The sequence below is a fragment of the Comamonas guangdongensis genome (assembly GCF_041079535.1).
Classification (GTDB): Bacteria; Pseudomonadota; Gammaproteobacteria; order Burkholderiales; family Burkholderiaceae_C; genus Comamonas; species Comamonas guangdongensis.
The window spans coordinates 28391-49141 of sequence record NZ_JBFYGN010000026.1 but is presented as its reverse complement, the minus strand read 5'-3'; the positions used below and the strand labels follow the sequence as shown (position 1 = coordinate 49141).

Here is a 20751-nt window from a genome sequence, read left to right as displayed (position 1 = left end):
GGTCTTTGAGCCGCCAGCGCTTGTGCATCCAGCGCCGGCAGCCATGTTTTTCAAGTTTGCGGCGCCGCGGAACCATTCAGCCAGCCGCGCAGGCGGCCGATGGCGGCCTTGAGAAAGCGCCACAGCACCCAGATCACCAGCCACATCGCGATCACCACCACCAGCAGCACGCCGGCGAACACCAGCGGATGGCTGAGCGCCAGCCAGATGGCGCCCAGGGATGCCGTGTCCTCCGCCAGGCTCGCGCCCAGATTGGAAAAGGGCTCGGGCGAGGTATTGATCAGAGCCCTTGTCGTGGTCTTGGCCGCCTGGCTGGTGGCGGCCAGCGTGCCGCCCAGCAGTGCCGCGACCATGGCCATGGTGCTGTTGTCGGCCCCGAACACGGCCGCCGCCAGCGCCGCGCCCGCGGGGATGCGCAGCACGCTCTGGAACAGGTCCCAGACCGAATCCAGCACGGGGATCTTGTCCGCGCAGAACTCCACGAGCAGCAGGCCGCCGCTGATGATCAGCACCAGCGGATGGGCCAGCACATGCAGACTGCCCGGCAGCGGCACCAGGCCGGTGATGCCCAGCAGGCCGACCGCGAACACCACCGCATACAGGCGCAGGCCGCTGGCCCAGCCCAGGGCCGCGGCCAGCGCCAGCAGCGCGCCCAGGTCCATCTGGCCCGCGACCTGGGCGGCCCTGCCGGCCATGGCGCCCGCCTGCTCCACGGCCTCGCGGCCCGGATGCAGACCCAGGCCATGCAGCCATTGCAGCACGCTGTTCCAGAAGTCGCTCATGGTGTTCAAATCCTTCGCATCGCATGGAACCGGCGCGACCCAGGCGCGGGCAGCCGAGCAAGGGCCGCCCCGCAGCGAGGGCTGCGTCCCCCTCCCATAGCGCGCAGCGCGTAGAGAGAGAGGGGGAAGCCGCGCAGCGGCTCAGGGGGTGATCCATGCTGGCTTACGCTTGTTGAGAAAAGCCTGCACGCCCTCCTTGCCCTCGCTGCTGGCGCGGATGTCGGCAATGCTTTCCACCGTGGCCGCGATCAGCGTTTCGCTGATCTCGCGCTCGGCCACGTCCAGCACCAGGCGCTTGCAGGCGCGCACGGCCGCCGGGCCGGCGCTGAGCAGATGCTTGAGCCAGCCATCGACCACGGAGTCCAGATCCTCGGCCGCCACCACCTCATGCACAAAACCTATGCGCCAGGCTTCCTGGGCCGAGAAGCGCTCGCCCGTGAGGAAGTAGCGGTGCGAGGCCCGCGGCCCCATGGCGCGGATCACATAGGGGCTGATGGTGGCCGGGATCAGGCCTATCTTCACCTCGGACAGGCAGAAGCCCGCGGCCTCGGCCGCCACGGCCATATCGCAGCAGGCCACCAGCCCCATGCCGCCCGCATAGACATCGCCCTGCACGCGCGCAATCGTGGGCTTGGGGCATTCGTAGATGGTGCGCAGCATCTCGGCCAGCAGACCCGCATCGACGCGGTTCTCGTCGCGCGAGAAGTCGGCCATGCGGCGCATCCAGTTGAGGTTGGCGCCCGCACAGAAGGCCGGCCCTTCGGCGGCCAGCACGATGGCGCGCACATCGGGCCGCTCACCGGCGCTGGCGAAGGCCTGGGTGATCTCGGCAATCACCTCGTCGCTGAAGGCGTTGCGGATCTCGGGCTGGGTCAGCGTGATGGTGGCGATGCCACCTTCCACGATCAAGGTCAAAGCGGTCATGGCCTGTCTCCCTGTGGGTTGTTGCTCTGCAGCTGCGCAGCCGCCCTGCCCGGCATCTGCTGCTGCAAAAAATCCTGCACCAGCGGCAGCCATTGGGGGATATTGGCTGGCCGGTCGAAAAAGCGGTGGCCCTCGTTGCCGTCGGGCGGCACGAACACCAGTTTCATGCTCAGTCCCGCCTGCCGGTAGCTGGCCGCCATCTGGCGCACCAGCGGCGGGCGGAAATAGCTGTCGTTGTCGGCATAGATCCAGAGCTGGGGCACGCGGGTGGTGGCCGCAAAGCCGGCCACGGTCTGCAGCAGGTCCGCGGCACTGCACACGGTCTGCTGCTCGCGCATCCGCGGCTGAGCGCCGCGCCCGCCGGCAAAGTTGATGACGCCGCGCAGACCCGCGGGCCGTTGCGCGGCCAGCGCCAGCGAGGCAAAGCCGCCCGCGGACTTGCCCAGCAGCAGCACCTGGGAGCCATCCACATAGGGCAGCTGTTGCGCATAGCCCATGATGGCGGCCACATCGCGCGCGGCCTCGCCGGCCGCATGGGCGTAGTCGGGCGCATCGCAGCTGCCGTAATGGTCGGCCGCGGGCCCGCCGGAGGCGCCGTAGCCGCGGCGCAGCCCCGTCACCACCACATAGCCCAGGGCCGCAATCGCGCGGGCCTGGGCGCCATAGCGGTCCGTCAGCGCCGCACGCGCTTCCCGGCCGCCGGGCGTGCCGTGGCTCAGCACCACCAGACCCCAGGGGCCTGCGCCCTCGGGCCGGTACACATGGCCCGACAGCTCGACCGTGGTGGCGGCGGCTCGGTCCGTGGCCGGCACCCAGACGGGAATGCGCGCCTCCAGCCGCTGCACGCCCGGCTCGGCCCTGGCCAGCAGGGGCAGAGCCAGCCCCGCGCAGAGCAGGGCTGGCGGCAGGCGGGCGGGGATGGAGCGCAGTGGCATCGACAGTACCCGTGAACGATTACATGCGGAAGACGCCAAAGCGCGTGTCTTCGATCGGCGCATTGCGCGCGGCGGACAGGCCTAAGGCCAGCACGCGGCGCGTGTCGGCCGGGTCGATGACGCCATCGTCCCACAGGCGCGCCGTGGCGTAATAGGGATGGCCCTGGTCCTCGTATTGCTGGCGTATCGGCGCCTTGAAAGCCTCTTCCTCCGCCGCCGACCACTGGCCGCCCTTGGTCTCGATGCCGTCGCGCTTGACGGTGGCCAGCACGCTGGCCGCCTGCTCGCCGCCCATCACCGAGATGCGCGCGTTGGGCCACATCCAGAGGAAGCGCGGCGAATAGGCGCGGCCGCACATGCCGTAGTTGCCGGCGCCGAAGCTGCCGCCGATGATGATCGTGAACTTCGGCACGCTGGCCGTGGCCACGGCCGTGACCAGCTTGGCGCCGTGGCGCGCGATGCCCTCGTTCTCGTACTTGCGGCCCACCATGAAGCCCGTGATGTTCTGCAGGAACACCAGCGGCACCTTGCGCTGGCAGCACAGCTCGATGAAGTGCGCGCCCTTGACGGCCGACTCGGAGAACAGGATGCCGTTGTTGGCGATGATGCCGACCTGCATGCCCTCGATGCGCGCAAAGCCGCAGACCAGGGTGTTGCCGAAGCGCGCCTTGAACTCGTCGAACTGACTGCCGTCCACGACGCGCGCGATGATCTCGCGCACGTCGAAGGGCTTGCGCGTGTCGGTGGGGATCACTCCATACAGCTCACGGCCCTCGAAAAGAGGAGCTTGAGGCGCATGATCCGCGGCGTTTTCAGGCTTGCTGCGATTGAGATTGGCCACGGACTGGCGGGCCAGCGCTATCGCATGCAGATCGTTCTCGGCCAGATGGTCGGCCACGCCCGACAGGCGGGTGTGCACGTCGCCGCCGCCCAGGTCCTCGGCACTCACCACCTCGCCCGTGGCGGCCTTGACCAGCGGCGGGCCGCCCAGAAAGATGGTGCCCTGGTTCTTGACGATGATGGACTCGTCGCTCATGGCCGGCACATAGGCGCCGCCGGCCGTGCACGAACCCATGACCACGGCGATCTGGGCTATGCCCTGGGCGCTCATATTGGCCTGGTTGTAGAAGATGCGGCCGAAGTGCTCGCGGTCGGGGAAGACCTCGTCCTGGTTGGGCAGGTTGGCGCCGCCCGAGTCCACGAGATAGATGCAGGGCAGACGGTTCTGCGCAGCGATTTCCTGGGCGCGCAAATGCTTTTTCACCGTCATCGGGTAGTAGGTGCCGCCCTTCACCGTGGCGTCGTTGCAGACGATCATGCAGTCCAGGCCTTCGATGCGGCCTATGCCCGCGATCACGCCCGCGCCCGGCGCGTCGTTGCCATACATGTTGTAGGCGGCCAGCGGCGAGAGCTCGAGAAACGGCGTGCCCGGATCGAGCAGGCGCTGCACGCGTTCGCGCGGCAGCAGCTTGCCGCGCGCCACATGCTTGGCGCGCGCAGCCTCGCTGCCGCCCAGCGCCGTCTTGTCGCAGCGCGCATGCAGGTCGTCCACCAGTGCCTGCATGGCGGCCGCGTTGGCCAGGAAGTCCGCCGAACGCGGATTCAGTTGAGTCCCCAGAATGCTCATTGCTTGCCTCTTTTCTGCTTTAGCCGATGAGAACATGTTCGCTGCCTGCAGCGCCCCGAGGCGCCTTTGTCGCGGCCGAAAACACGTTCAAAAAGCTTGGTTTTGGAGTCGTCCGACATGGTGCTGAAACGGCGGTTGAAGAAAATGCCGCATGCACGCTGTTGAAACTGTTCTGCTTGTTCTGCTCCTGGGAGCGCTGACAGGCATTGTGGCCCGCTATATGCGCGCCATTCCCCTGCCTCTGATTCAGATCGCGCTGGGCGCGCTGATCGCCTGGCCCCAGGCGGGATTGCACATCGCCTTCGACCCCGAACTGTTTCTGCTGCTGTTCATTCCGCCGCTGCTGTTCGCCGACGGCTGGCGCATTCCCAAACGCGAATTCTTTGCGCTGGCCAAGCCCATCCTGCGGCTGGCCCTGGGCCTGGTGCTGTTCACGGTGCTGGGCCTGGGCTATCTGATCCACTGGATGATTCCCGAGATCCCGCTGACCGTGGCCTTTGCGCTGGCGGCCGTGGTCTCGCCCACCGATGCCGTGGCCGTCTCGGCCATCACGCGCAATCTGGGCATGCCCGAAAAGACCATGACGATTCTGGAGGGCGAATCCCTGCTCAACGACGCCTCGGGCCTGGTGGCGCTCAAGTTCGCGGTGGTCACCACGCTCACCGGCCTGTTCTCCTGGACCGAGGTCGCCAAGGAATTCACCTGGATGGCCGTGGGCGGCCTGGGCGTAGGGGCCTTGATAGGCTGGGGCTTTAGCTACGCGCGCGGCAGCATCACGCGCCGCCTCGGCGATGTGGCGGCCACGCAAATGGTGCTGCTGCTGGTGCTGCTGCCGTTTGCCGCCTACATCGTGGGCGAGAAGATAGGCGTCTCGGGCATTCTGGCGGCCGTGGCCGCCGGCATTGCCACCAATTTCGCGGACCTGGAGCGCAGCAGCTATATCAGCGAACGCATGCAGACGGCCGGCACCTGGAGCATGGTCGAAGCCTCGTTCAACGGTGCCATCTTCCTGCTGCTGGGTCTGCAGCTGCCGTCCATCATCGGCGTGCCGCTGCATCGGGCCGGCCATGACTGGTGGATTCTGGTGGCCTATGTGGCCGCGATCTCCTTCGGCCTGCTGCTGCTGCGCTGGATCTGGCTGACGCTGGGCGTGCACGGCTCGCTGCAGCGCGCCCACAGCCAGGGCAAGCTGGCCGAGCGCCCCTCGCACCTGCTGAACCTGGCCACCACGCTGGCCGGCATACGCGGCGCCGTGACGCTGGCGGGCGCGCTGTCCGTGCCCATGCTGCTGAACAACGGCCAGCCGTTTCCGGCACGCGACATGCTGGTGTTCCTGGCCACGGGCACGATTCTGTTCACGCTGCTCACAGGCTCGATCGGCCTGCCCATCATCCTGCGCTACCTGCCCCCGCACGAGGAATCGCCGACCCTGCGCGAGGAACGCCAGGCGCGCGAGCAGGCCTGCATGGCGGCCATGAGCCGGCTCACCCTGGGCGAGGAAGAGCTGCAGCAGCGCGACCCTGCGTGGATCGCCATGCGCCAGGAGGTCAACGGCCACCTGGCCCAGGAGTACCGCAACCGTATCCAGATGCTCGACGACGGCAGCGGTGCCGCGCTGAGCCTCGAGGCCCAGCGCGAAGCGCCCGAGGTGGTGCGCCAGCGCAAGCTGCGCTATGTGATGGAGATCGAGACCCGCATCGAGTGCATCCATGCCGAGCGGGACTTCTACTACGCCGAAAGACAGGCCCATCGCATCAACGACGAATCGCTGCGCAGCCTGGTCAGCGAGCTCGACATGCAGGAAATCGCCATGCGCAAGCGCCTGGTCGTGGCACGCCGCGCCACAGGCCTGCCGGGCGGCGACACCGCGGGCCGCCACTAGGCCCTGCCCAGCCGGCAACGCTCCGCCGACACGGGGCGTTTTGCCGTGGCCTGAGATGATGTGCGCTCTGCCCATGGAAGCCATGCCGATGAACGGCGCTCAGGCGGTTTTCACCACGCGCAGATCGAGCAGCTCGATCATCTCGTCGCGGATCTTGAACTTCTGGATCTTGCCCGTCACCGTCATCGGGAAGGCTTGAACGAAGCGGATATAGCGCGGCACCTTGTAATGGGCGATCTGGCCCTTGCAGAAGTCGCGGATCTCGTCCTCCAGCAGCTCCTGGCCGGGCTTGACGATGATCCAGGCACAGAGCTCCTCGCCGTAGCGCACATCGGGCACGCCGACCACCTGCACGTCCTGCACCTTGGGGTGGCGGTAGAGGAATTCCTCGATCTCGCGCGGATAGATGTTCTCGCCGCCGCGGATCACCATGTCCTTGATGCGGCCCACGATATTCACATAGCCCTGGTCATCCATGGTGGCCAGGTCGCCGGTATGCATCCAGTGCTCGGCATCTATGGCCTCGCGCGTCTTGGCCTCGTCGTCCCAGTAGCCATGCATGACCGAATAGCCGCGCGTGCACAGCTCGCCCGACACCCCCGGCGCCACGGTCTCGCCCGTGGCCGGATCGACGATCTTCACCTCCAGATGCGGCTGCACCTTGCCCACGGTCGCGACCCGCTTTTCCAGCGGCGTGTCGGCATCGCTCTGGCAGCTCACGGGGCTGGTCTCGGTCATGCCGTAGGCGATGGTGATCTCGGACAGGTGCATGTTGCACACCACGCGCTTCATCACCTCGATGGGGCAGGGCGAGCCGGCCATGATGCCGGTGCGCAGCGTGGACAGGTCGAACTCCGCAAAGCGCGGATGATCGAGCTCGGCGATGAACATGGTGGGCACGCCGTGCAGGCCCGTGCACTTCTCGGCCTGCACGGCCTCCAGCACGGCCAGGGGGTCGAAGCCGTCGTTCGGATAGACGATGGCCGAGCCGTGGGTGAAGCAGGCCAGATTGCCCAGCACCATGCCGAAGCAGTGGTACAGCGGCACGGGAATGCAGAGCCGGTCCTCGGGCGTGAGCCGCATGCATTCGCCGATGAAAAAGCCGTTGTTGAGGATGTTGCGGTGGGTCAGCGTGGCCCCCTTGGGAAAGCCCGTGGTGCCGCTGGTGAACTGGATATTGATGGGATCGGTATTGCTCAGCGTGGCGGCAATGGCGTCGATGCGCGCATCCGCGCTCGTGCCCTGCGCCAGCAGCTGCGAAAAACGCAGCATGCCGGCCTGCTCCTGGCCTTGACCGGCCACGTCTGAGCCGGCAGCGTCGATCCAGATCACCGTGCTCAGCGCGGGCAGGCGCTTGGCCTGCAGCCGGCCCGGTGCGCAGCTGGCCAGCTCGGGCGCCAGCTCGCGCAGCATGCCCAGGTAGTCGCTGGTCTTGAACTGCGGCATGGTCACCAGCGCCTTGCAGCCGACCTTGTTGAGCGCGTACTCGACCTCGGAGGTGCGATAGGCGGGGTTGATGTTGACCAGGATCAGGCCCACCTGGGCCGTGGCCAGCTGCATCAGCACCCACTCGGCGTTGTTATGGCTCCAGATGCCGATGCGGTCGCCCTTTTCCAGGCCCAGGCCCAGCAGCGCGCTGGCCAGCTGGCGCGCGGCCGCATGCAGCTCGGCATAGGTATAGCGCAGCCCCTGGTGACGGCTGATCAGCGCATCGCGGCCGCCCTGGCGCTGCGCCATGGCCGCAAAAAAATCACCGATGGTCTGCTCGATCAGCGGCACCTCGGTGCGCCCCCGGGAATAACTGGCGCTAAGCGCATTCGCTTGCGATGGCATGGCTTTCGTCTCCTTGCGTCCCCGCAGCCGCCCAGGGGCGGCTGCACAGCTTCAATTCAGCACTTTTTTCTGCGGCCCAGAATAAGGGCTAGCCCTGTTCAGATGAGGTCACAAAGGTTGCAATAATTGCCAAATGTTCACCCCCTCGCTGCTCAAGACACCTCTGCCCCACCATGCCAGCTCTGTGCTCAAATCGCACCCGGCAATTACCCCCATGGTCTTCGTCCAGGCCATAGTCCGCGCTTACCGGCAAAGACAGATGTCGCCGCTGGCAGCGCTGGAAAAGGCACAAATCCCGCCAGAGCTGGTCGAAGATGAGAACGAGTGCATCACCGCCTTGCAGATGGAAGCACTTTCGGACGCCGCGATGCGCGAGCTCGATGACGAGGCCCTGGGCTGGTTCGAGCGCCGCCTGCCCTGGGGCAGCTACGGCATGCTGGCTCGCGCCAGCCTCAGCGCGCCGCATCTGGGCCTGGCTCTCGCGCGCTGGTGCCGCCACCATGGGCTGATCGCCGGCGACATCCAGCTCGGCCTCAGCGAGCAGGCCGGCATCGCCACGCTGACCCTGCACGAGAACCGGCCCCTGGGCGCCATGCGCGAGTTCTGCATGGTCTCGGTGCTGCGCAATGTGCACGGTTTTGCCAGCTGGCTGATCAACGAGCCCATAGCGCTGCAGCGGGCCAGCTTTCCGTTTCCGGCCCCCAGGCATGCCGACGTGTACCGCGTGCTGTTCGCGCCCGAGACGCTGGAGTTCGAGGCGCCCGTGGCCAGCCTGCAGTTCGAGGCGCGCTGGCTTCATGCCCCGCTGGCGCGTGACGAGGCCGCCCTCAACCGCATGCTGCAGCGCGCGCTGCCCATCCAGGTGCGCCCCTATCGGCGCGAGAAGACCCTGGTGCAGCGCGTGCGCCAGCTGCTGGCTTCCGGCGGGGAGGAGCAGCAGACGGCCGAGACGCTGTCGCGCCAGCTGCATCTGTCCCAGCGCAGCCTGCACCGCCAGCTCAAGGAGGAAGGCGCTTCGCTGCAGGCCCTGAAGGACGAGATACGCCGCGAGCGCGCGATTGCGCTGCTGCTGCGCACCAGCCGTCCCATCAAGCGCGTGGCCCAGGCCTGCGGCTTTCTCAACGACAAGAGCTTTATCCGTGCTTTTCGCCTCTGGACGGGACTCTCCCCTTCGGAGTTTCGCAAAACCGCCGGCCAGCGCAGCATCTGACGCAAGGAGTTCACCATGCAGGAATCCACCGAACAATGGCAGGCAATCGCAGACGGGATCTGGGCCCTCAGCTATCACTTCAGCAATGCGGGAATGAAGGTCAGCACCCGCATGACAGTGATCCGGCTGGCCGACGGCAGCCTGTTCTCGCATTCGGCCGTACCGCTGACTGAAGCGCAAAAAGCGAAGCTGGATGCGGTGGGGCCGCTGCGATACATCGTTGCCCCCAGCACCATGCACCATCTGTTCGTGGGCAAACTGGCCCGGCTTTATCCACAGGCCCAGCTCTATGGCACGGAAGGCGTGCTGCGCAAGCGCCCGGATCTGCAGCAGTTGCAGCCGCTGCCGCCGGACTCTGAAGCTCCCTGGGCCGGCGAGCTGCAGCACCTGCGACTGGACGGCATTCCCATGCTGGACGAGACCATCTGGTTCCATGCGGCCAGCGGCAGCCTCATCGCCACCGATGTGCTGCAGTGCTGGCAAGGACCGCTAAGCCTGCCGGTACGCATGTATCTGGGTCTGACCGGCGGGCATGAGCGCCTGACCGTCCCACGCACCGTGCGCCTGCTGGTCAGGGACAGGGCCGCCGTGCAGGCCTGTGTGCGGCAGATGCTGGGCTGGCCGGTGCAGCGCGTGATACTGCTGCACAACAGCGTCATCGCCGACCGGCCCATGCAGCGCCTGCGCGAGGCGCTATCAGTCTGGGACTGAGAGCCGAGTCTGGAACAGCGCTTGCCGAGCTACTGGATCTCGTGTTCGTCGCCATCGCCGGGGATGGCAGAGGCGGCGCTCTTGCGCACGGCCTCGAACATGGCGGGCAGATCGCCCATATGGCCGAACACGCAGGCGGCGCCCGCGTCCAGCAGTTGCTCCGACGAGGCATGGCCCTGGTCGGCCGGGAAATAGCCCCAGACCTTGGCGCCGGCGGCCACTCCGGCCTGCACCCCGGTCACCGTGTCCTCAATCACCAGGCATCTGGCGGGATCGACCTCCAGCGCCCTGGCCGCGGCCAGATACACATCGGGAAAAGGCTTGCTGCGCGGCAGCTCGTGGCCGCTGAAAACATAGCCGTCGAAGAACGGCGCCATGCCGACCTTGGCGAGCTGCATCTCCACCTTGGCGCGATCGGCGCCCGAGGCACAGGCAATGCGACCGTCGCACAACGCATGAATCTGCTTGACCGCGTCCACCGCACCATCGATGGCCACCAGCTCGGCACTCAGGGCGGCATTGCGGCGCTCGTAGAACTCGGCCATCCAGGCATCGGTCAGCGGCTTGCCGGTATGGGCTTCAATCACAGTCGCCTGACTGCGCACCGTCTTGCCGATGAAGTCGCGCGTGCACTGCTCCTGGCTGATGGCCCAGCCAGCCTCGTTAAGCATGGTGCACAGCACGCGGTTGGTGATGGATTCGCTGTCTACCAGCACGCCATCACAGTCGAAAAGCACGGCGTCAAAAGCGGTCATCGGACTCGGGACTCGAAAGCGCCGGCGGGACGCTGCGGGCTATATGCCGACCGCAACCCGGCGAAGCTTCGGCCAGTGGGTAAAAAATGGAGTCGCCGATTATGCGCGCGCCATCAAGCCACAGTCTGCGCCCTGGACACTCGCCGCATGGGCGCAGTGCCATCTCAGAACTGGTCGCCGTCGACGTAGTACCAGCGACCGTTCTCGCGCACGAACCGGCTGCGCTCGTGCAGACGCACGGCCCGGCCGGCCAGCCGGTAGCGCGCGACGAACTCGACCTCGGCGCTATCGTCGCCCGTGGTCCGGAAGGCCTTGACCTCCAGGCCCAGCCATTTGGCCGCTGACTCGAAATCCAGGTCCGGCGGGCGCTGGCTCTCATGCCAGGTGGCCAGCAGATAGGCGGCGTTCTCGCGCACAAACGCCGTATAGCGCGAGCGCATCAGCGCGCTGGCGTCGGGGGCCGGCTGCTCGTGATCTATGTAGCGGCCGCAGCAATCGCCATAGGCCGGCACAAGGCCCTTGGCGTTCTTGAGGCCGCAGGGGCAGGACAGGTTGGGCAGGGAAGAGGTCACGAAGCGGGTGGCCGCGGCCCGTGCCGCGGCTCGGAATGAGCAGGCTGCGATTTTGCAACAGCCCATGCTCCAAACCACAGCACCGCAGTGGTTCAAGCTGCAACAACCGCCCTCGCCCACCCTGGGCTTGGGCGGCGGCAGAGGCGCTCCCGGGGCGGCCCGCCGGCCGGATTCAAACTGGCACAGAGCTTGTATATGAGTTGCGAGCCGGCCCCTGTGCGTCGGTCTTCATCGACAAGGAGACATTCATGGACATGTTCGAACTCAAGCGTTTCAACCTCGACATCGCTTACCCCTACAAGCAGCAGTACGACAACTTCATCGGCGGCAAGTGGGTCGCGCCTCTGGCGGGCCGCTACTTCGAAAATGTCTCGCCCATCACGGGCAAGCCCTTCTGCAAAGTGCCCCAGTCCGACGCCAACGACGTGAATCTGGCCCTGGACGCGGCCCACGCGGCCCAGGACAAGTGGGCCGCGACCTCGGTCACCGAACGCGCCAACATCCTGCTCAAGATCGCCGACCGCATGGAGCAGAACCTGGAGCTGCTGGCCATCGCCGAGACCATAGACAACGGCAAGCCGCTGCGCGAAACCATGGCCGCCGACATTCCGCTGGCCATAGACCACTTCCGCTATTTCGCGGGCTGCATACGCGCCCAGGAAGGCGGCATCTCCGAGATCGACGCCAACACCGTGGCCTACCACTTCCACGAGCCCATAGGCGTGGTCGGCCAGATCATTCCCTGGAACTTCCCGCTGCTGATGGCCGCCTGGAAGCTGCCGCCTGCGCTGGCCGCCGGCTGCTGCGTGGTGCTCAAGCCCGCCGAGCAGACCCCGGCCTCCATCATGGTGCTGATGGAGCTGATCAGCGATCTGCTGCCACCCGGCGTGATCAACGTGGTCAACGGCTTCGGCAGGGAAGCCGGCGAAGCCCTGGCCACCAGCAAGCGCATCACCAAGATCGCGTTCACGGGCTCCACGGCCGTGGGCCAGCGCATTCTGCACGCGGCCGCCGACAATCTGATTCCCTCGACGGTGGAGCTGGGCGGCAAGAGCCCCAACATCTTCTTCGCCGATGTGATGGACGCCGACGACGAGTTCCTCGACAAGGTCATGGAAGGCTTTTCCATGTTCGCGCTCAACCAGGGCGAGGTCTGCACCTGCCCCTCGCGCATCCTGATCCAGGAGTCCATCTACGAGCGCTTCATCGAGCGCGCCGTCAAGCGCGTGCAGTCCATGAAGCAGGGCCATCCGCTGGACAAGAGCACCATGGTCGGTGCCCAGGTGTCGCAGGCCCAGCTCGATCGCATCCTCGGCTACATCGATGTGGGCCGCCAGGAAGGCGCGCAATGCCTGACCGGCGGTGAACGCCACCGCCCTGGCAGCGAGATCGACGACGGCTTCTTCATCAAGCCCACGCTGCTGTTCGGCCAGAACAATATGCGCGTGTTCCAGGAAGAGATCTTCGGCCCCGTGGCCTCGGTCACCACCTTCAAGACCATGGAGGACGCGATCCGCATCGCCAACGACAGCGAGTACGGCCTGGGCGCGGGCGTGTGGAGCCGCAACGGCAGCACGGCCTACCAGATGGGCCGCGCGGTCAAGGCCGGCCGCGTGTGGACCAACTGCTACCACCTCTATCCCGCGCACGCGGCCTTTGGCGGCTACAAGAAGTCGGGCATAGGCCGCGAAAACCACAAGTCGGCCCTGGCCAACTACCAGCAGACCAAGAACCTGTTGGTCAGCTACAACCCCAAGGCCATGGGATTTTTCTAAGCCCCTCCCGAGGCGCTGCGCGCCTTCCCCCTCTCTCGCAGCGCGGGAGGGGGAGCACAGCCGCGGTACGGCAAGCGCCAATGGATGGCGGCAGGTGTTGTGCGTAATGCGTAGTCAATGACTGCTATGGCCGAGACTTCATTAGCCGCCCTCAAGCCCTGGCTCGAAGCCCAGCCGTTCTGTCTGCTGGGCTCGGCCAGCGCCGCAGGCGACTGCGACTGCTCCTATCGCGGCTGCGAGACCCGGGGCCTTGCCGAGCCCCTGCTGCAGGTGCTGGACCACAGACGGCTGCTGCTGCCCGACTACGCGGGCAACAATCTGTTCAACAGCATAGGCAATCTGCTGGAGCAGCCGCGGATCGCGCTGCTGTTCGTCGATTTCGAGCGGCAGTCCACCGTGCTGCTGCAGGGCCTCGCGCAGCTCGCCGGGCCTCATCCAAGCTGGCCGGCGGCAGCGCGCACCATCGCCGTCGCGGTGGACCGGGTGCAGCGCGCTGCGGTCGCGGGGCTGCCGCCGCTGGTTCCGGCCTGAGTTCAGCCACGCCAGGAGCTGCGATGCGCATCATTCTCGAAGATCCCTGCGAACGCGATATCTTCCACCCCGGCGAGCGCGCGGCGCAGCGCCGCTTCGGCGTGGAGGCCGAGGCCCGCGAGATGAAGGGGAGCATCGGCGACCGGCTGAGCGCGGGCCAGGCGCGCTTCATCGCCAGTCAGCCGTTTTTCTTTCTCAGCGTGCAGGACGGCGACGCCATCCACACGCAGATGCTGGCCTGTGCGCAGACCGCGCAGGGCTGCTACCCGCTGCTCGCCTTCGGCGATGCGCAAAGCTTTTTCTTTCTGCTGCCTGAGGACGAAGGCCGGCGCCTGCTGCAGCTGAGCCAGCAGAGCGGCTGCCGGGCCGGCATGATCTTTGTGGACTTTGCGCGCGGCGCGCGTTTTCGCGTCAACGGCGAGCTGCATCAGGCTGCCGGCGAGGCGCTGCCGGACTTCCAGCGCCCGGCCGGCTACCGGCTGATGCAGATGCGCGTGGCGCAGGCCTATGCGAATTGCGGGGCGCGCATCGTGCGCCTGAAGAAAGCCGCGGGCTGAGCCCGCGCAAGAAAACTCTTCTCCGCGACGCCTGCAAAAAGGCCGCCGGCTGCAGCGGCGGCCCCGGTTGCCGATCCGCTCACTGATCGCGGCGCACTTCGAGATAGGTACGTATGGCCCAGATGGCCTCCTGCGACAGCGTGCCCTCGAAGGGCGGCATGTAGACGCGCCCGTCGCGCGTGCGCCCGCGCCGCGCCGTGCCCACGTAGTAGTCGTCCATCTCCTTGTAGCAAGCGGCTTTTTTGCCGGCATCGGCCAGGCCGCTGCACTCCTCGTCGAACTTGCGCAGATCCGGCGCGATGCCGCCCGAGATTGCCTCCAGCCCATGGCAGCGCGCGCAGTTCTGGTTGTAGGCCGAGCTGCCTATGCGCAGCGCCTCCGGGCGCGCCGGGCTGCTCTTGTCATAGGGATTGGCCTCCAGCCATTTGCTGCCGAGCTGGGGCAGGGTGCTCGTATCTACGGCCTGGGGGACCACATCGCCATGGGCCATGGCGGCCGATACGCTGCAGGCCAGGCTCAGGGCCAGCAGGGCCTGCCTTGGCAGGCGCGGAAAAAATCGCTTCATCAGGGTGTCTCCGGTTTGGAATTTTCGAAAAGCTTCCCTGAGCCAAAAGCAATATGCGGGCCATGTCCGGGGCATCGCCTCCGCCATCGGGCCCTCTGTCTCAAATTGCAGCAAAACCCGGGGTGCGCAGGGGCTCACTGTCACAGTCTGGAACAGCCCTGGCCGGCCTGCGGCCCAAGCCGCCCCGGGATATCCATGTTGCCGGCAAGCCCCGGTGCCGGGACAATCCATGCAGAAAAAAAGATCGGGCCTGCCGCATGGCCAGGCACACCGATCCGAACTGGCGGCAGCTCGCTGGAGACCTCGCCCTCCAGCCCCCAGGAGACACTATGAACACAGGTTCCTTCGGTAGCATCTCCGGGCACCGGAATGCTGCTTCAAGCCCGATATCTATCGGACATCATCACACCGAGGTGATAGACAAGGCGCACCAGCGCTCCCAGTCCTATGGCGTGGCCATCCACGACGAGCCCGACTGCAGCAGCCTCGCCAAGGGCCGGCTCAGCGATATGCTCGAGGAAAGCCGCCTGCTGTTCCAGCATGCGGCTCCGGTGATGGAGACGCTGTACGAGCAGATTGCCAACACCCACAGCATGGTGCTGCTGACCTCGGCCAAGGGCATGGTGCTGCACTCCCTCGGCGACAACGACTTTCTCGAAAAAGCCTCGCGCGTGGCCCTGATTCCCGGCATGGACTGGTCGGAGAAAACCAAGGGCACCAATGCCATAGGCACGGCGCTCAGCGAGGAAGAGCCCATCACCATCTACGGCAGCCAGCACTATATGAGCGCCAACAAGTCGCTGACCTGCTCGTGCTCGCCCATCTTCGATCCCTATGGCCAGGTCGTAGGCGCGCTCGACGTCACCGGCGACCATCGCAGCCACCACCAGCACACGCTGGCGCTGGTGCGCATGTCGGCGCAGATGATAGAGAACCATATGTTCGCGGGCAGCTTCCCCAAGGCCGTGCGCCTGCACTTCCACTCGCGTCCGGAGTTCCTCGGCACGCTGGTGGAAGGGATTGCCGTTTTCACGCCCGAAGGCCGTTTTCTCTCGGCCAACCGCAGCGCCCAGTTCCAGCTCGGGCTCTCGTTCAACGCTCTGCAGGCGCATACTTTTTCCTCGCTGTTCGACCTGCCCATCTCCGCGCTGTTCGAGCTGTTCGGCGGCTCGGTCCAGGCGCCCAGGCAGCTGTGCATGCACAACGGCGTCGCGGTCTGGTGCCGCGCCGAAGCCAAGCCCGCCAGCCCCTGGGCCGCACCGCAGCTGGCGCCCGTGCAGCCTGCCGAACCGCCGCGCTCCGCCGCACAGCGCAAGCCGCATTTCTCCTCGCTGCAGTACCTGGACACCGGCGACCCGCAGATAGCCGCCATCATCCACAAGCTGCGCCGGGTCGCGGACCGCGACATTCCGGTGATGATCCTCGGCGAGACCGGCTCCGGCAAGGACCTGCTGGCCCAGGCCATACACAACGACTCCGCGCGTGCGGGCCAGCCCTTTGTCCCCGTCAACTGTGCCTCCATCCCCGAGTCGCTGATCGAGGCCGAGCTCTTCGGCTACGAGGAAGGCGCTTTCACGGGCGCACGCAAGAAAGGCGCCATGGGCAAGATCGCCCAGGCCCATGGCGGCACCCTGTTCCTCGACGAGATCGGCGACATGCCCAAGCATCTGCAGGCGCGGCTGCTGCGCGTGCTGCAGGAGCGCAAGGTCAGCCCGCTGGGCGCGGGCAAGGAGGTGGAGGTGGACGTCACCGTGATCAGCGCCACCCACAAGAACCTCAAGGAAATGATTGCGCGCGGCGAGTTCCGCGAGGACCTCTACTACCGCCTCAACGGCCTGGTCGTGCGCCTGCCCGCGCTGCGCGAGCGCAGCGACTTCGAACTGGTGGTGAGGAAGGTGCTGCAGTCGCTGTGCGCCAGCGGACAGCAGATGGACATCGCGCCCGCCGTCATGGAGCTGCTCGCGCAATACCACTGGCCCGGCAATGTGCGCCAGCTGCACAATCTGCTGCGCACGGCCGTGGCCATGGTCGGGGACCAGGGCTGCATAGGCCTGCATGATCTGCCCGACGATTTCCTCGAAGAGCTGCAGGGCCGCAGCGCCTGGCCCGCTACGCCGGCGGCGGCCACCGATACGCTGCTCGCCGCGCCCGGCGAAGCGCTGACGGACAGTCAGCGCCTGCAGGATGTGACGCTCAACGCTATGGCACAGATGTTGCGTCTGCACAAAGGCAATGTGTCGGCGGCGGCCAAGGCGCTGGGCGTCTCGCGCAACACCATTTATCGCAAGAAAAATCTGCTGCCGCCCGACCTGCTCGACTGAGGCGGCCGGCGCGGCACCCACTGGATTTTCCAGGGCTTGCGCTGGTCCCCGCTCAAACCCTTGATGCAGGAGATCCAGAAAAATGGCGCAACCCCACTATGACCGCGGCTCGGTGCTGCTGCACTGGCTCATGGCCGCCCTGCTGCTGGCCGAACTGGGCCTGGGCCTGTGGATGACAGGACTGCCCAAGGACGACGGCGGAACGCGCGCCTATTGGTTCAACATCCACAAGTCCCTGGGCATGCTGCTGGGCCTGCTGATATTCATGCGCCTGGGCTGGAGCCTGCTGCGGCCGCGCGTGGCAGCCGCGCCCCAGAGCCCGATGATGCAATGGCTGGCCGCCAGCGGCCACCGGCTGCTCTATGTCTTCATGCTGCTGCTGCCCCTGTCGGGCTTTCTGGGCTCGGTGTTCTCCGGCTATCCGATCCGCTTCTTCGGCCTGCGCCTGCCCCGGCTGGCCGAGCGCTGGGAAGCGGCCAAGGAGTTGCTGAGCTGTCTGCATCAGCTCTCGGTCTACGCGCTGCTGCTGCTCGTGACCCTGCATCTGCTGGCCTTCGTCCACCACCAGTTCATTCTGCGGGACGGACTGCTCCAGCGCATGCTGTTCCGTAAATGAGCAGCTGTCGCAGCCCACGCTCCACATTTGAGCGCCCGGCACGCGGCGCCATCGCCTCTGCGGCGACCCACGCGGGTGAGGGCTGCGCCGGAGCCTGAACCCTGGTCCACGGTGGCACGCGTCTTGCGTTGATGAGCTTGCGATTCAAGCACCACAACACAAGGAGCAAACCACCATGACCATTCCGGCATCCCGCCCCCTGCGGCTCAGCACGCTGTGCCTGGCGCTCGCGGCCACCCTGTCCCTGCCCGCCCAGGCTGTCAAGCCCGTCACCTGGGAAGACATCGCCAACGACGCCAAGACTCCCGGCGACGTGCTCACCTACGGCCTGGGCCTGACCGCGCAGCGCTACAGCCCGCTCAAGAAGCTGAACACCAAGAACGTGGCGGGCCTGCTGCCGGCCTGGAGCTATTCCTTCGGCGGCGAAAAACAGCGCGGCCAGGAAGCCCAGGCCCTGGTGCATGACGGCGTGATCTATGTGACGGCCTCCTACTCGCGCTTCGTGGCGCTGGATGCGCGCAGCGGCAAGCGCCTGTGGGCCTATGAGCACCGCCTGCCCGAGGACATCCGCCCCTGCTGCGACGTGGTCAACCGCGGCCCCGCGATCTATGGCGACAAGGTCTATTTCGGCACCCTGGATGCGCGCATCGTGGCGCTGGACCGCGCCACCGGCAAGGTGGTCTGGAACGAGAAGTTCGGCGACCACAAGGTGGGCTACACCATGACCGGCGCGCCCTTCATCGTCAAGGACCAGAAGACCGGCAAGGTGCTGCTGGTGCACGGCTCCTCGGGCGACGAGTTCGGCGTGGTCGGCTATCTGTATGCACGCGATCCCGACACGGGCAAGGAGGTCTGGGCCAGGCCCATGGTCGAAGGCCATGTGGGCCGCCTCAACGGCCAGCCCAGCACGCCCACGGGCGACCCCAAGGCGCCCAGCTGGCCCAACGACCCGAACTCCCCCACCGGCAAGGCCGAGGCCTGGAGCCAGGGCGGCGGCGCCCCCTGGCAGACCCCGTCCTTCGACGTAGAGACCAACACCATCGTGGTCGGCACCGGCAACCCCGCGCCCTGGAACACCTGGAAGCGCACGGCCAAGGGCGACGACCCGAGAAACTGGCCCAGCCTCTACACCTCGGGCCAGGCCTATGTGGATCCGGGCACGGGCGAGCTCAAGGGCTTTTTCTCGCACACGCCCAACGATGCCTGGGACTTCTCGGGCAACAACTCGGTGCTGCTGTTCGACTACAAGGACACCAAGACCGGCAAGACCGTCAAGGCCTCGGCCCACGCCGACCGCAACGGCTTCTTCTTCGTGACCGACCGCAGCAAGCTCGCCGAAGCCACGGGCGGCCATCCCTGGAAGCAAAGCGCCATCATCAATGCCTGGCCCTTCGTCGACGGCATCACCTGGGCCTCGGGCTTCGATCTCAAGACCGGACTGCCCATAGAGAAGAACAACCGCCCGCCCGAGCCCAAGGAAGGCGAGGAAAAAGGCGACAGCATCTTCGTCTCGCCGCCCTTCCTGGGCGGCACGAACTGGATGCCCATGAGCTACAGCCCCGACACCGGCCTGTTCTACATCCCCGCCAACCACTGGGCCATGGACTACTGGTCCGAGCACATCACCTACAAGCCCGGTGCGGCCTATCTGGGCCAGGGCTTCCGCATCAAGAAGCTGCACGACGACCATGTGGGCACGCTGCGCGCCATCAACCCGCAGACCGGCAAGATCGTCTGGGAACACAAGGAGCAGTTCCCACTGTGGGCCGGCACGCTCACCACGGCCGGCGGGCTGCTGTTCACGGGCACCTCGGACGGCTATGTGAAGGCCCTGGACCAGAGGACGGGCAAGGAGCTGTGGAAGTTCCAGACCGGCTCGGGCGTGGTCTCGGTACCCGTGACCTGGGAGATGGACGGCGAGCAATACGTGGGCATCCAGTCGGGCTACGGCGGGGCCGTGCCACTGTGGGGCGGCGATATGGCCGAGCTGACCAAGCAGGTCTCGCAAGGCGGCTCCATGTGGGTGTTCAAGCTGCCCAAGCAGGTGGCCAGCAAGTGAGCACAATGGCCGCGCTCCCCCTGCTCCGGTGCGCGGCCGTGGCGCTGGCCTGCATGGCCGGCGTCACGGCCCCGGCCCAGACACAGGGCAGTGCCGGCGATCCCGGCGAACCGCTGGTGATCAACGGCTGCCCCATCTGGCCCTATACCCGCTGCCCCGGCGCCGATCTGCGCCATGCGAACCTGGTCGGCAAGAACCTCGCGGGCGCGGACCTGCGCGGCGCCGACCTCACGCGCGCCGACCTGCGCGCGGCGAATCTGGCGGCGGCCAACCTCGAGGGTGCGAACCTCACGGGCGCGCGCCTGGCCAAGGCCACGGCCGCCAACACCGACTTCAAGCACGCGCGCTTCATAGGCGCGGACCTTGAAGGCGCGCGCCTGATGCGCTCGGATTTCTCGGGCGCCGAATTCATAGGCTCCAACCTCGAGATGGCGCGCTTCAACAACGCCTGGTTCGTGGGAGCGCGCTTCATCGCCAACGATCTGCAGGAAGCCAAGTTCGCCACCACCAATCTGACGAACGCGGTCTTCGAGGGCAATTTCGTGCTCTACACCTTGTTCACCGAGGCGGCCATGGACGGCTGCCAGGGCTGCCAAGAAAGCTGGAAGTGATGCGCACCATTCTGTTGCTTGCCCTCGCGCTGGCCGGCCAGGCCCAGGCTTTCGAGCCCTTCGCCCCGCAGGTGGACACGGCGCCGCTGCCACCGGCCGCGCGCACCTGGACCGAACCCAATCCCCTGCGCGGCAACCAGGAGGCGGCGGCCATAGGGCGCAGCGCCTTCAACCAGACCTGCGCCCACTGCCATGGCATGGATGCCAACGGCTCGCGCTCCCCGGCGCCCGATCTGCGGCGCATGGGAGCCGGCTGCAAGCGCATCGCGGACGACGCGCTGCGCCAGCGCTGCCTGGCCGATGCCGATGCCTTCTTCATCAAGTCGGTGCGCTACGGCAAGCAGAAGTTCGGCATCGTCCATATGCCGCCCTGGGAGGGCGTGCTGTCCCCGGAGCTGGTCTGGTCGCTGCGAACGTTTGTGGAAAACGCTCCGGCGCGCTAGCCGCAGCGGAAAATCCAGAGCCAAATCGGCAGCCGGCACTTG

General features: G+C 66.6%; 19 protein-coding genes. 11 read left to right on the top strand and 8 right to left on the bottom strand.

What is annotated here, in order from left to right; translation table 11 throughout:
• Window positions 1–50: 50 nt before the first annotated feature.
• The 4 genes from AB6724_RS18430 to AB6724_RS18415 all read right to left on the bottom strand — a co-directional run bounded on the left by AB6724_RS18430 (window position 51) and on the right by AB6724_RS18415 (window position 4268).
• A complete protein-coding gene (locus tag AB6724_RS18430) occupies window positions 51–782 on the bottom strand; it encodes a DUF4126 domain-containing protein (protein WP_369339990.1) in 732 nt (243 codons plus the stop codon).
• A gap of 141 nt (window positions 783–923) precedes the next feature.
• Window positions 924–1706, bottom strand: coding sequence for an enoyl-CoA hydratase/isomerase family protein (locus AB6724_RS18425; RefSeq protein ID WP_369339989.1), 783 nt, complete (start codon window positions 1704–1706; stop codon window positions 924–926).
• The gene (locus tag AB6724_RS18420; RefSeq protein WP_369339988.1) at window positions 1703–2641 is read right to left on the bottom strand and encodes an alpha/beta hydrolase family protein; all 939 of its coding nucleotides are present in this window, start codon (window positions 2639–2641) and stop codon (window positions 1703–1705) included. Before AB6724_RS18420 ends, AB6724_RS18425 begins: the two co-directional genes overlap by 4 nt.
• Before the next feature lie 19 nt (window positions 2642–2660).
• The gene (locus tag AB6724_RS18415) at window positions 2661–4268 is read right to left on the bottom strand and encodes a carboxyl transferase domain-containing protein (RefSeq protein ID WP_369339987.1); all 1608 of its coding nucleotides are present in this window, start codon (window positions 4266–4268) and stop codon (window positions 2661–2663) included.
• A 151-nt stretch (window positions 4269–4419) separates the two neighbouring features.
• On the opposite strand from AB6724_RS18415, the gene AB6724_RS18410 reads away from it, so the two are divergent.
• Window positions 4420–6150 carry a Na+/H+ antiporter gene (locus AB6724_RS18410; protein WP_369339986.1) on the top strand — a complete coding sequence of 577 codons (1731 nt, stop codon included), beginning with the start codon at window positions 4420–4422 and terminating at the stop codon, window positions 6148–6150.
• A gap of 99 nt (window positions 6151–6249) precedes the next feature.
• On the opposite strand, the gene AB6724_RS18405 is transcribed toward AB6724_RS18410, so the two are convergent.
• Window positions 6250–7983, bottom strand: a complete 1734-nt coding sequence (locus AB6724_RS18405) for an AMP-binding protein (protein ID WP_369339985.1) — start codon at window positions 7981–7983, stop codon at window positions 6250–6252.
• A gap of 133 nt (window positions 7984–8116) precedes the next feature.
• Here AB6724_RS18405 and AB6724_RS18400 point away from each other — a divergent pair, with 133 nt between their 5' ends.
• Both AB6724_RS18400 and AB6724_RS18395 read left to right on the top strand, forming a co-directional pair.
• Window positions 8117–9193 (top strand): AraC family transcriptional regulator, encoded by a 1077-nt coding sequence (locus AB6724_RS18400; protein WP_369339984.1) that lies wholly within the window; start codon window positions 8117–8119, stop codon window positions 9191–9193.
• A 15-nt stretch (window positions 9194–9208) separates the two neighbouring features.
• Window positions 9209–9904 (top strand): DUF4336 domain-containing protein, encoded by a 696-nt coding sequence (locus tag AB6724_RS18395; RefSeq protein WP_369339983.1) that lies wholly within the window; start codon window positions 9209–9211, stop codon window positions 9902–9904.
• Between the two features lie 29 nt (window positions 9905–9933).
• On the opposite strand, the gene AB6724_RS18390 is transcribed toward AB6724_RS18395, so the two are convergent.
• Together AB6724_RS18390 and AB6724_RS18385 are read right to left on the bottom strand one after the other, a co-directional pair.
• On the bottom strand, window positions 9934–10659 hold the full coding sequence (locus tag AB6724_RS18390; RefSeq protein WP_369339982.1) for an HAD family hydrolase: 726 nt from the start codon (window positions 10657–10659) through the stop codon (window positions 9934–9936).
• A gap of 164 nt (window positions 10660–10823) precedes the next feature.
• The gene (locus AB6724_RS18385; RefSeq protein ID WP_369339981.1) at window positions 10824–11231 is read right to left on the bottom strand and encodes a YchJ family protein; all 408 of its coding nucleotides are present in this window, start codon (window positions 11229–11231) and stop codon (window positions 10824–10826) included.
• 248 nt (window positions 11232–11479) lie between these two features.
• On the opposite strand from AB6724_RS18385, the gene exaC reads away from it, so the two are divergent.
• The 3 genes from exaC (at window position 11480) to AB6724_RS18370 (ending at window position 14094) form a co-directional block, all read left to right on the top strand.
• On the top strand, window positions 11480–13006 hold the full coding sequence (gene exaC, locus AB6724_RS18380) for an acetaldehyde dehydrogenase ExaC (protein WP_369339980.1): 1527 nt from the start codon (window positions 11480–11482) through the stop codon (window positions 13004–13006).
• A 126-nt stretch (window positions 13007–13132) separates the two neighbouring features.
• Window positions 13133–13537, top strand: coding sequence for a pyridoxamine 5'-phosphate oxidase family protein (locus tag AB6724_RS18375; RefSeq protein WP_369339979.1), 405 nt, complete (start codon window positions 13133–13135; stop codon window positions 13535–13537).
• Window positions 13538–13560: 23 nt separating this feature from the next.
• A complete protein-coding gene (locus AB6724_RS18370; RefSeq protein WP_369339978.1) occupies window positions 13561–14094 on the top strand; it encodes a hypothetical protein in 534 nt (177 codons plus the stop codon).
• 79 nt (window positions 14095–14173) lie between these two features.
• Here the strand turns inward: AB6724_RS18370 and pedF are convergent, their stop codons facing one another.
• Window positions 14174–14659, bottom strand: a complete 486-nt coding sequence (gene pedF / locus AB6724_RS18365) for a cytochrome c-550 PedF (RefSeq protein WP_369339977.1) — start codon at window positions 14657–14659, stop codon at window positions 14174–14176.
• Between the two features lie 329 nt (window positions 14660–14988).
• Between pedF and AB6724_RS18360 the strand changes: the two genes are divergently transcribed.
• The 5 genes from AB6724_RS18360 (at window position 14989) to AB6724_RS18340 (ending at window position 20709) form a co-directional block, all read left to right on the top strand.
• Window positions 14989–16980 carry a sigma-54-dependent Fis family transcriptional regulator gene (locus AB6724_RS18360; RefSeq protein ID WP_439329894.1) on the top strand — a complete coding sequence of 664 codons (1992 nt, stop codon included), beginning with the start codon at window positions 14989–14991 and terminating at the stop codon, window positions 16978–16980.
• A gap of 82 nt (window positions 16981–17062) precedes the next feature.
• Window positions 17063–17596, top strand: a complete 534-nt coding sequence (locus AB6724_RS18355; RefSeq protein WP_369339975.1) for a cytochrome b — start codon at window positions 17063–17065, stop codon at window positions 17594–17596.
• A gap of 175 nt (window positions 17597–17771) precedes the next feature.
• Window positions 17772–19655, top strand: coding sequence for a methanol/ethanol family PQQ-dependent dehydrogenase (locus AB6724_RS18350; protein WP_369339974.1), 1884 nt, complete (start codon window positions 17772–17774; stop codon window positions 19653–19655).
• 5 nt (window positions 19656–19660) lie between these two features.
• Window positions 19661–20266 carry a pentapeptide repeat-containing protein gene (locus AB6724_RS18345; RefSeq protein ID WP_369339973.1) on the top strand — a complete coding sequence of 202 codons (606 nt, stop codon included), beginning with the start codon at window positions 19661–19663 and terminating at the stop codon, window positions 20264–20266.
• Entirely contained in the window at window positions 20266–20709 is a 444-nt protein-coding gene (locus AB6724_RS18340) for a c-type cytochrome (protein WP_369339972.1), read from the top strand. Before AB6724_RS18345 ends, AB6724_RS18340 begins: the two co-directional genes overlap by 1 nt.
• Window positions 20710–20751 lie beyond the last annotated feature (42 nt).

Coding starts and splice junctions, on each gene's coding strand:
- AB6724_RS18430 (WP_369339990.1), bottom strand. CDS start 782: ATGAGCGACTTCTGGAACAGCGTGCTGCAATGGCTGCATGGCCTGGGT.
- AB6724_RS18425 (WP_369339989.1), bottom strand. CDS start 1,706: ATGACCGCTTTGACCTTGATCGTGGAAGGTGGCATCGCCACCATCACG.
- AB6724_RS18420 (WP_369339988.1), bottom strand. CDS start 2,641: ATGCCACTGCGCTCCATCCCCGCCCGCCTGCCGCCAGCCCTGCTCTGC.
- AB6724_RS18415 (WP_369339987.1), bottom strand. CDS start 4,268: ATGAGCATTCTGGGGACTCAACTGAATCCGCGTTCGGCGGACTTCCTG.
- AB6724_RS18410 (WP_369339986.1), top strand. CDS start 4,420: ATGCACGCTGTTGAAACTGTTCTGCTTGTTCTGCTCCTGGGAGCGCTG.
- AB6724_RS18405 (WP_369339985.1), bottom strand. CDS start 7,983: ATGCCATCGCAAGCGAATGCGCTTAGCGCCAGTTATTCCCGGGGGCGC.
- AB6724_RS18400 (WP_369339984.1), top strand. CDS start 8,117: ATGTTCACCCCCTCGCTGCTCAAGACACCTCTGCCCCACCATGCCAGC.
- AB6724_RS18395 (WP_369339983.1), top strand. CDS start 9,209: ATGCAGGAATCCACCGAACAATGGCAGGCAATCGCAGACGGGATCTGG.
- AB6724_RS18390 (WP_369339982.1), bottom strand. CDS start 10,659: ATGACCGCTTTTGACGCCGTGCTTTTCGACTGTGATGGCGTGCTGGTA.
- exaC (WP_369339980.1), top strand. CDS start 11,480: ATGGACATGTTCGAACTCAAGCGTTTCAACCTCGACATCGCTTACCCC.
- AB6724_RS18375 (WP_369339979.1), top strand. CDS start 13,133: ATGGCCGAGACTTCATTAGCCGCCCTCAAGCCCTGGCTCGAAGCCCAG.
- AB6724_RS18370 (WP_369339978.1), top strand. CDS start 13,561: ATGCGCATCATTCTCGAAGATCCCTGCGAACGCGATATCTTCCACCCC.
- pedF (WP_369339977.1), bottom strand. CDS start 14,659: ATGAAGCGATTTTTTCCGCGCCTGCCAAGGCAGGCCCTGCTGGCCCTG.
- AB6724_RS18360 (WP_439329894.1), top strand. CDS start 14,989: ATGAACACAGGTTCCTTCGGTAGCATCTCCGGGCACCGGAATGCTGCT.
- AB6724_RS18355 (WP_369339975.1), top strand. CDS start 17,063: ATGGCGCAACCCCACTATGACCGCGGCTCGGTGCTGCTGCACTGGCTC.
- AB6724_RS18350 (WP_369339974.1), top strand. CDS start 17,772: ATGACCATTCCGGCATCCCGCCCCCTGCGGCTCAGCACGCTGTGCCTG.
- AB6724_RS18345 (WP_369339973.1), top strand. CDS start 19,661: ATGGCCGCGCTCCCCCTGCTCCGGTGCGCGGCCGTGGCGCTGGCCTGC.
- AB6724_RS18340 (WP_369339972.1), top strand. CDS start 20,266: ATGCGCACCATTCTGTTGCTTGCCCTCGCGCTGGCCGGCCAGGCCCAG.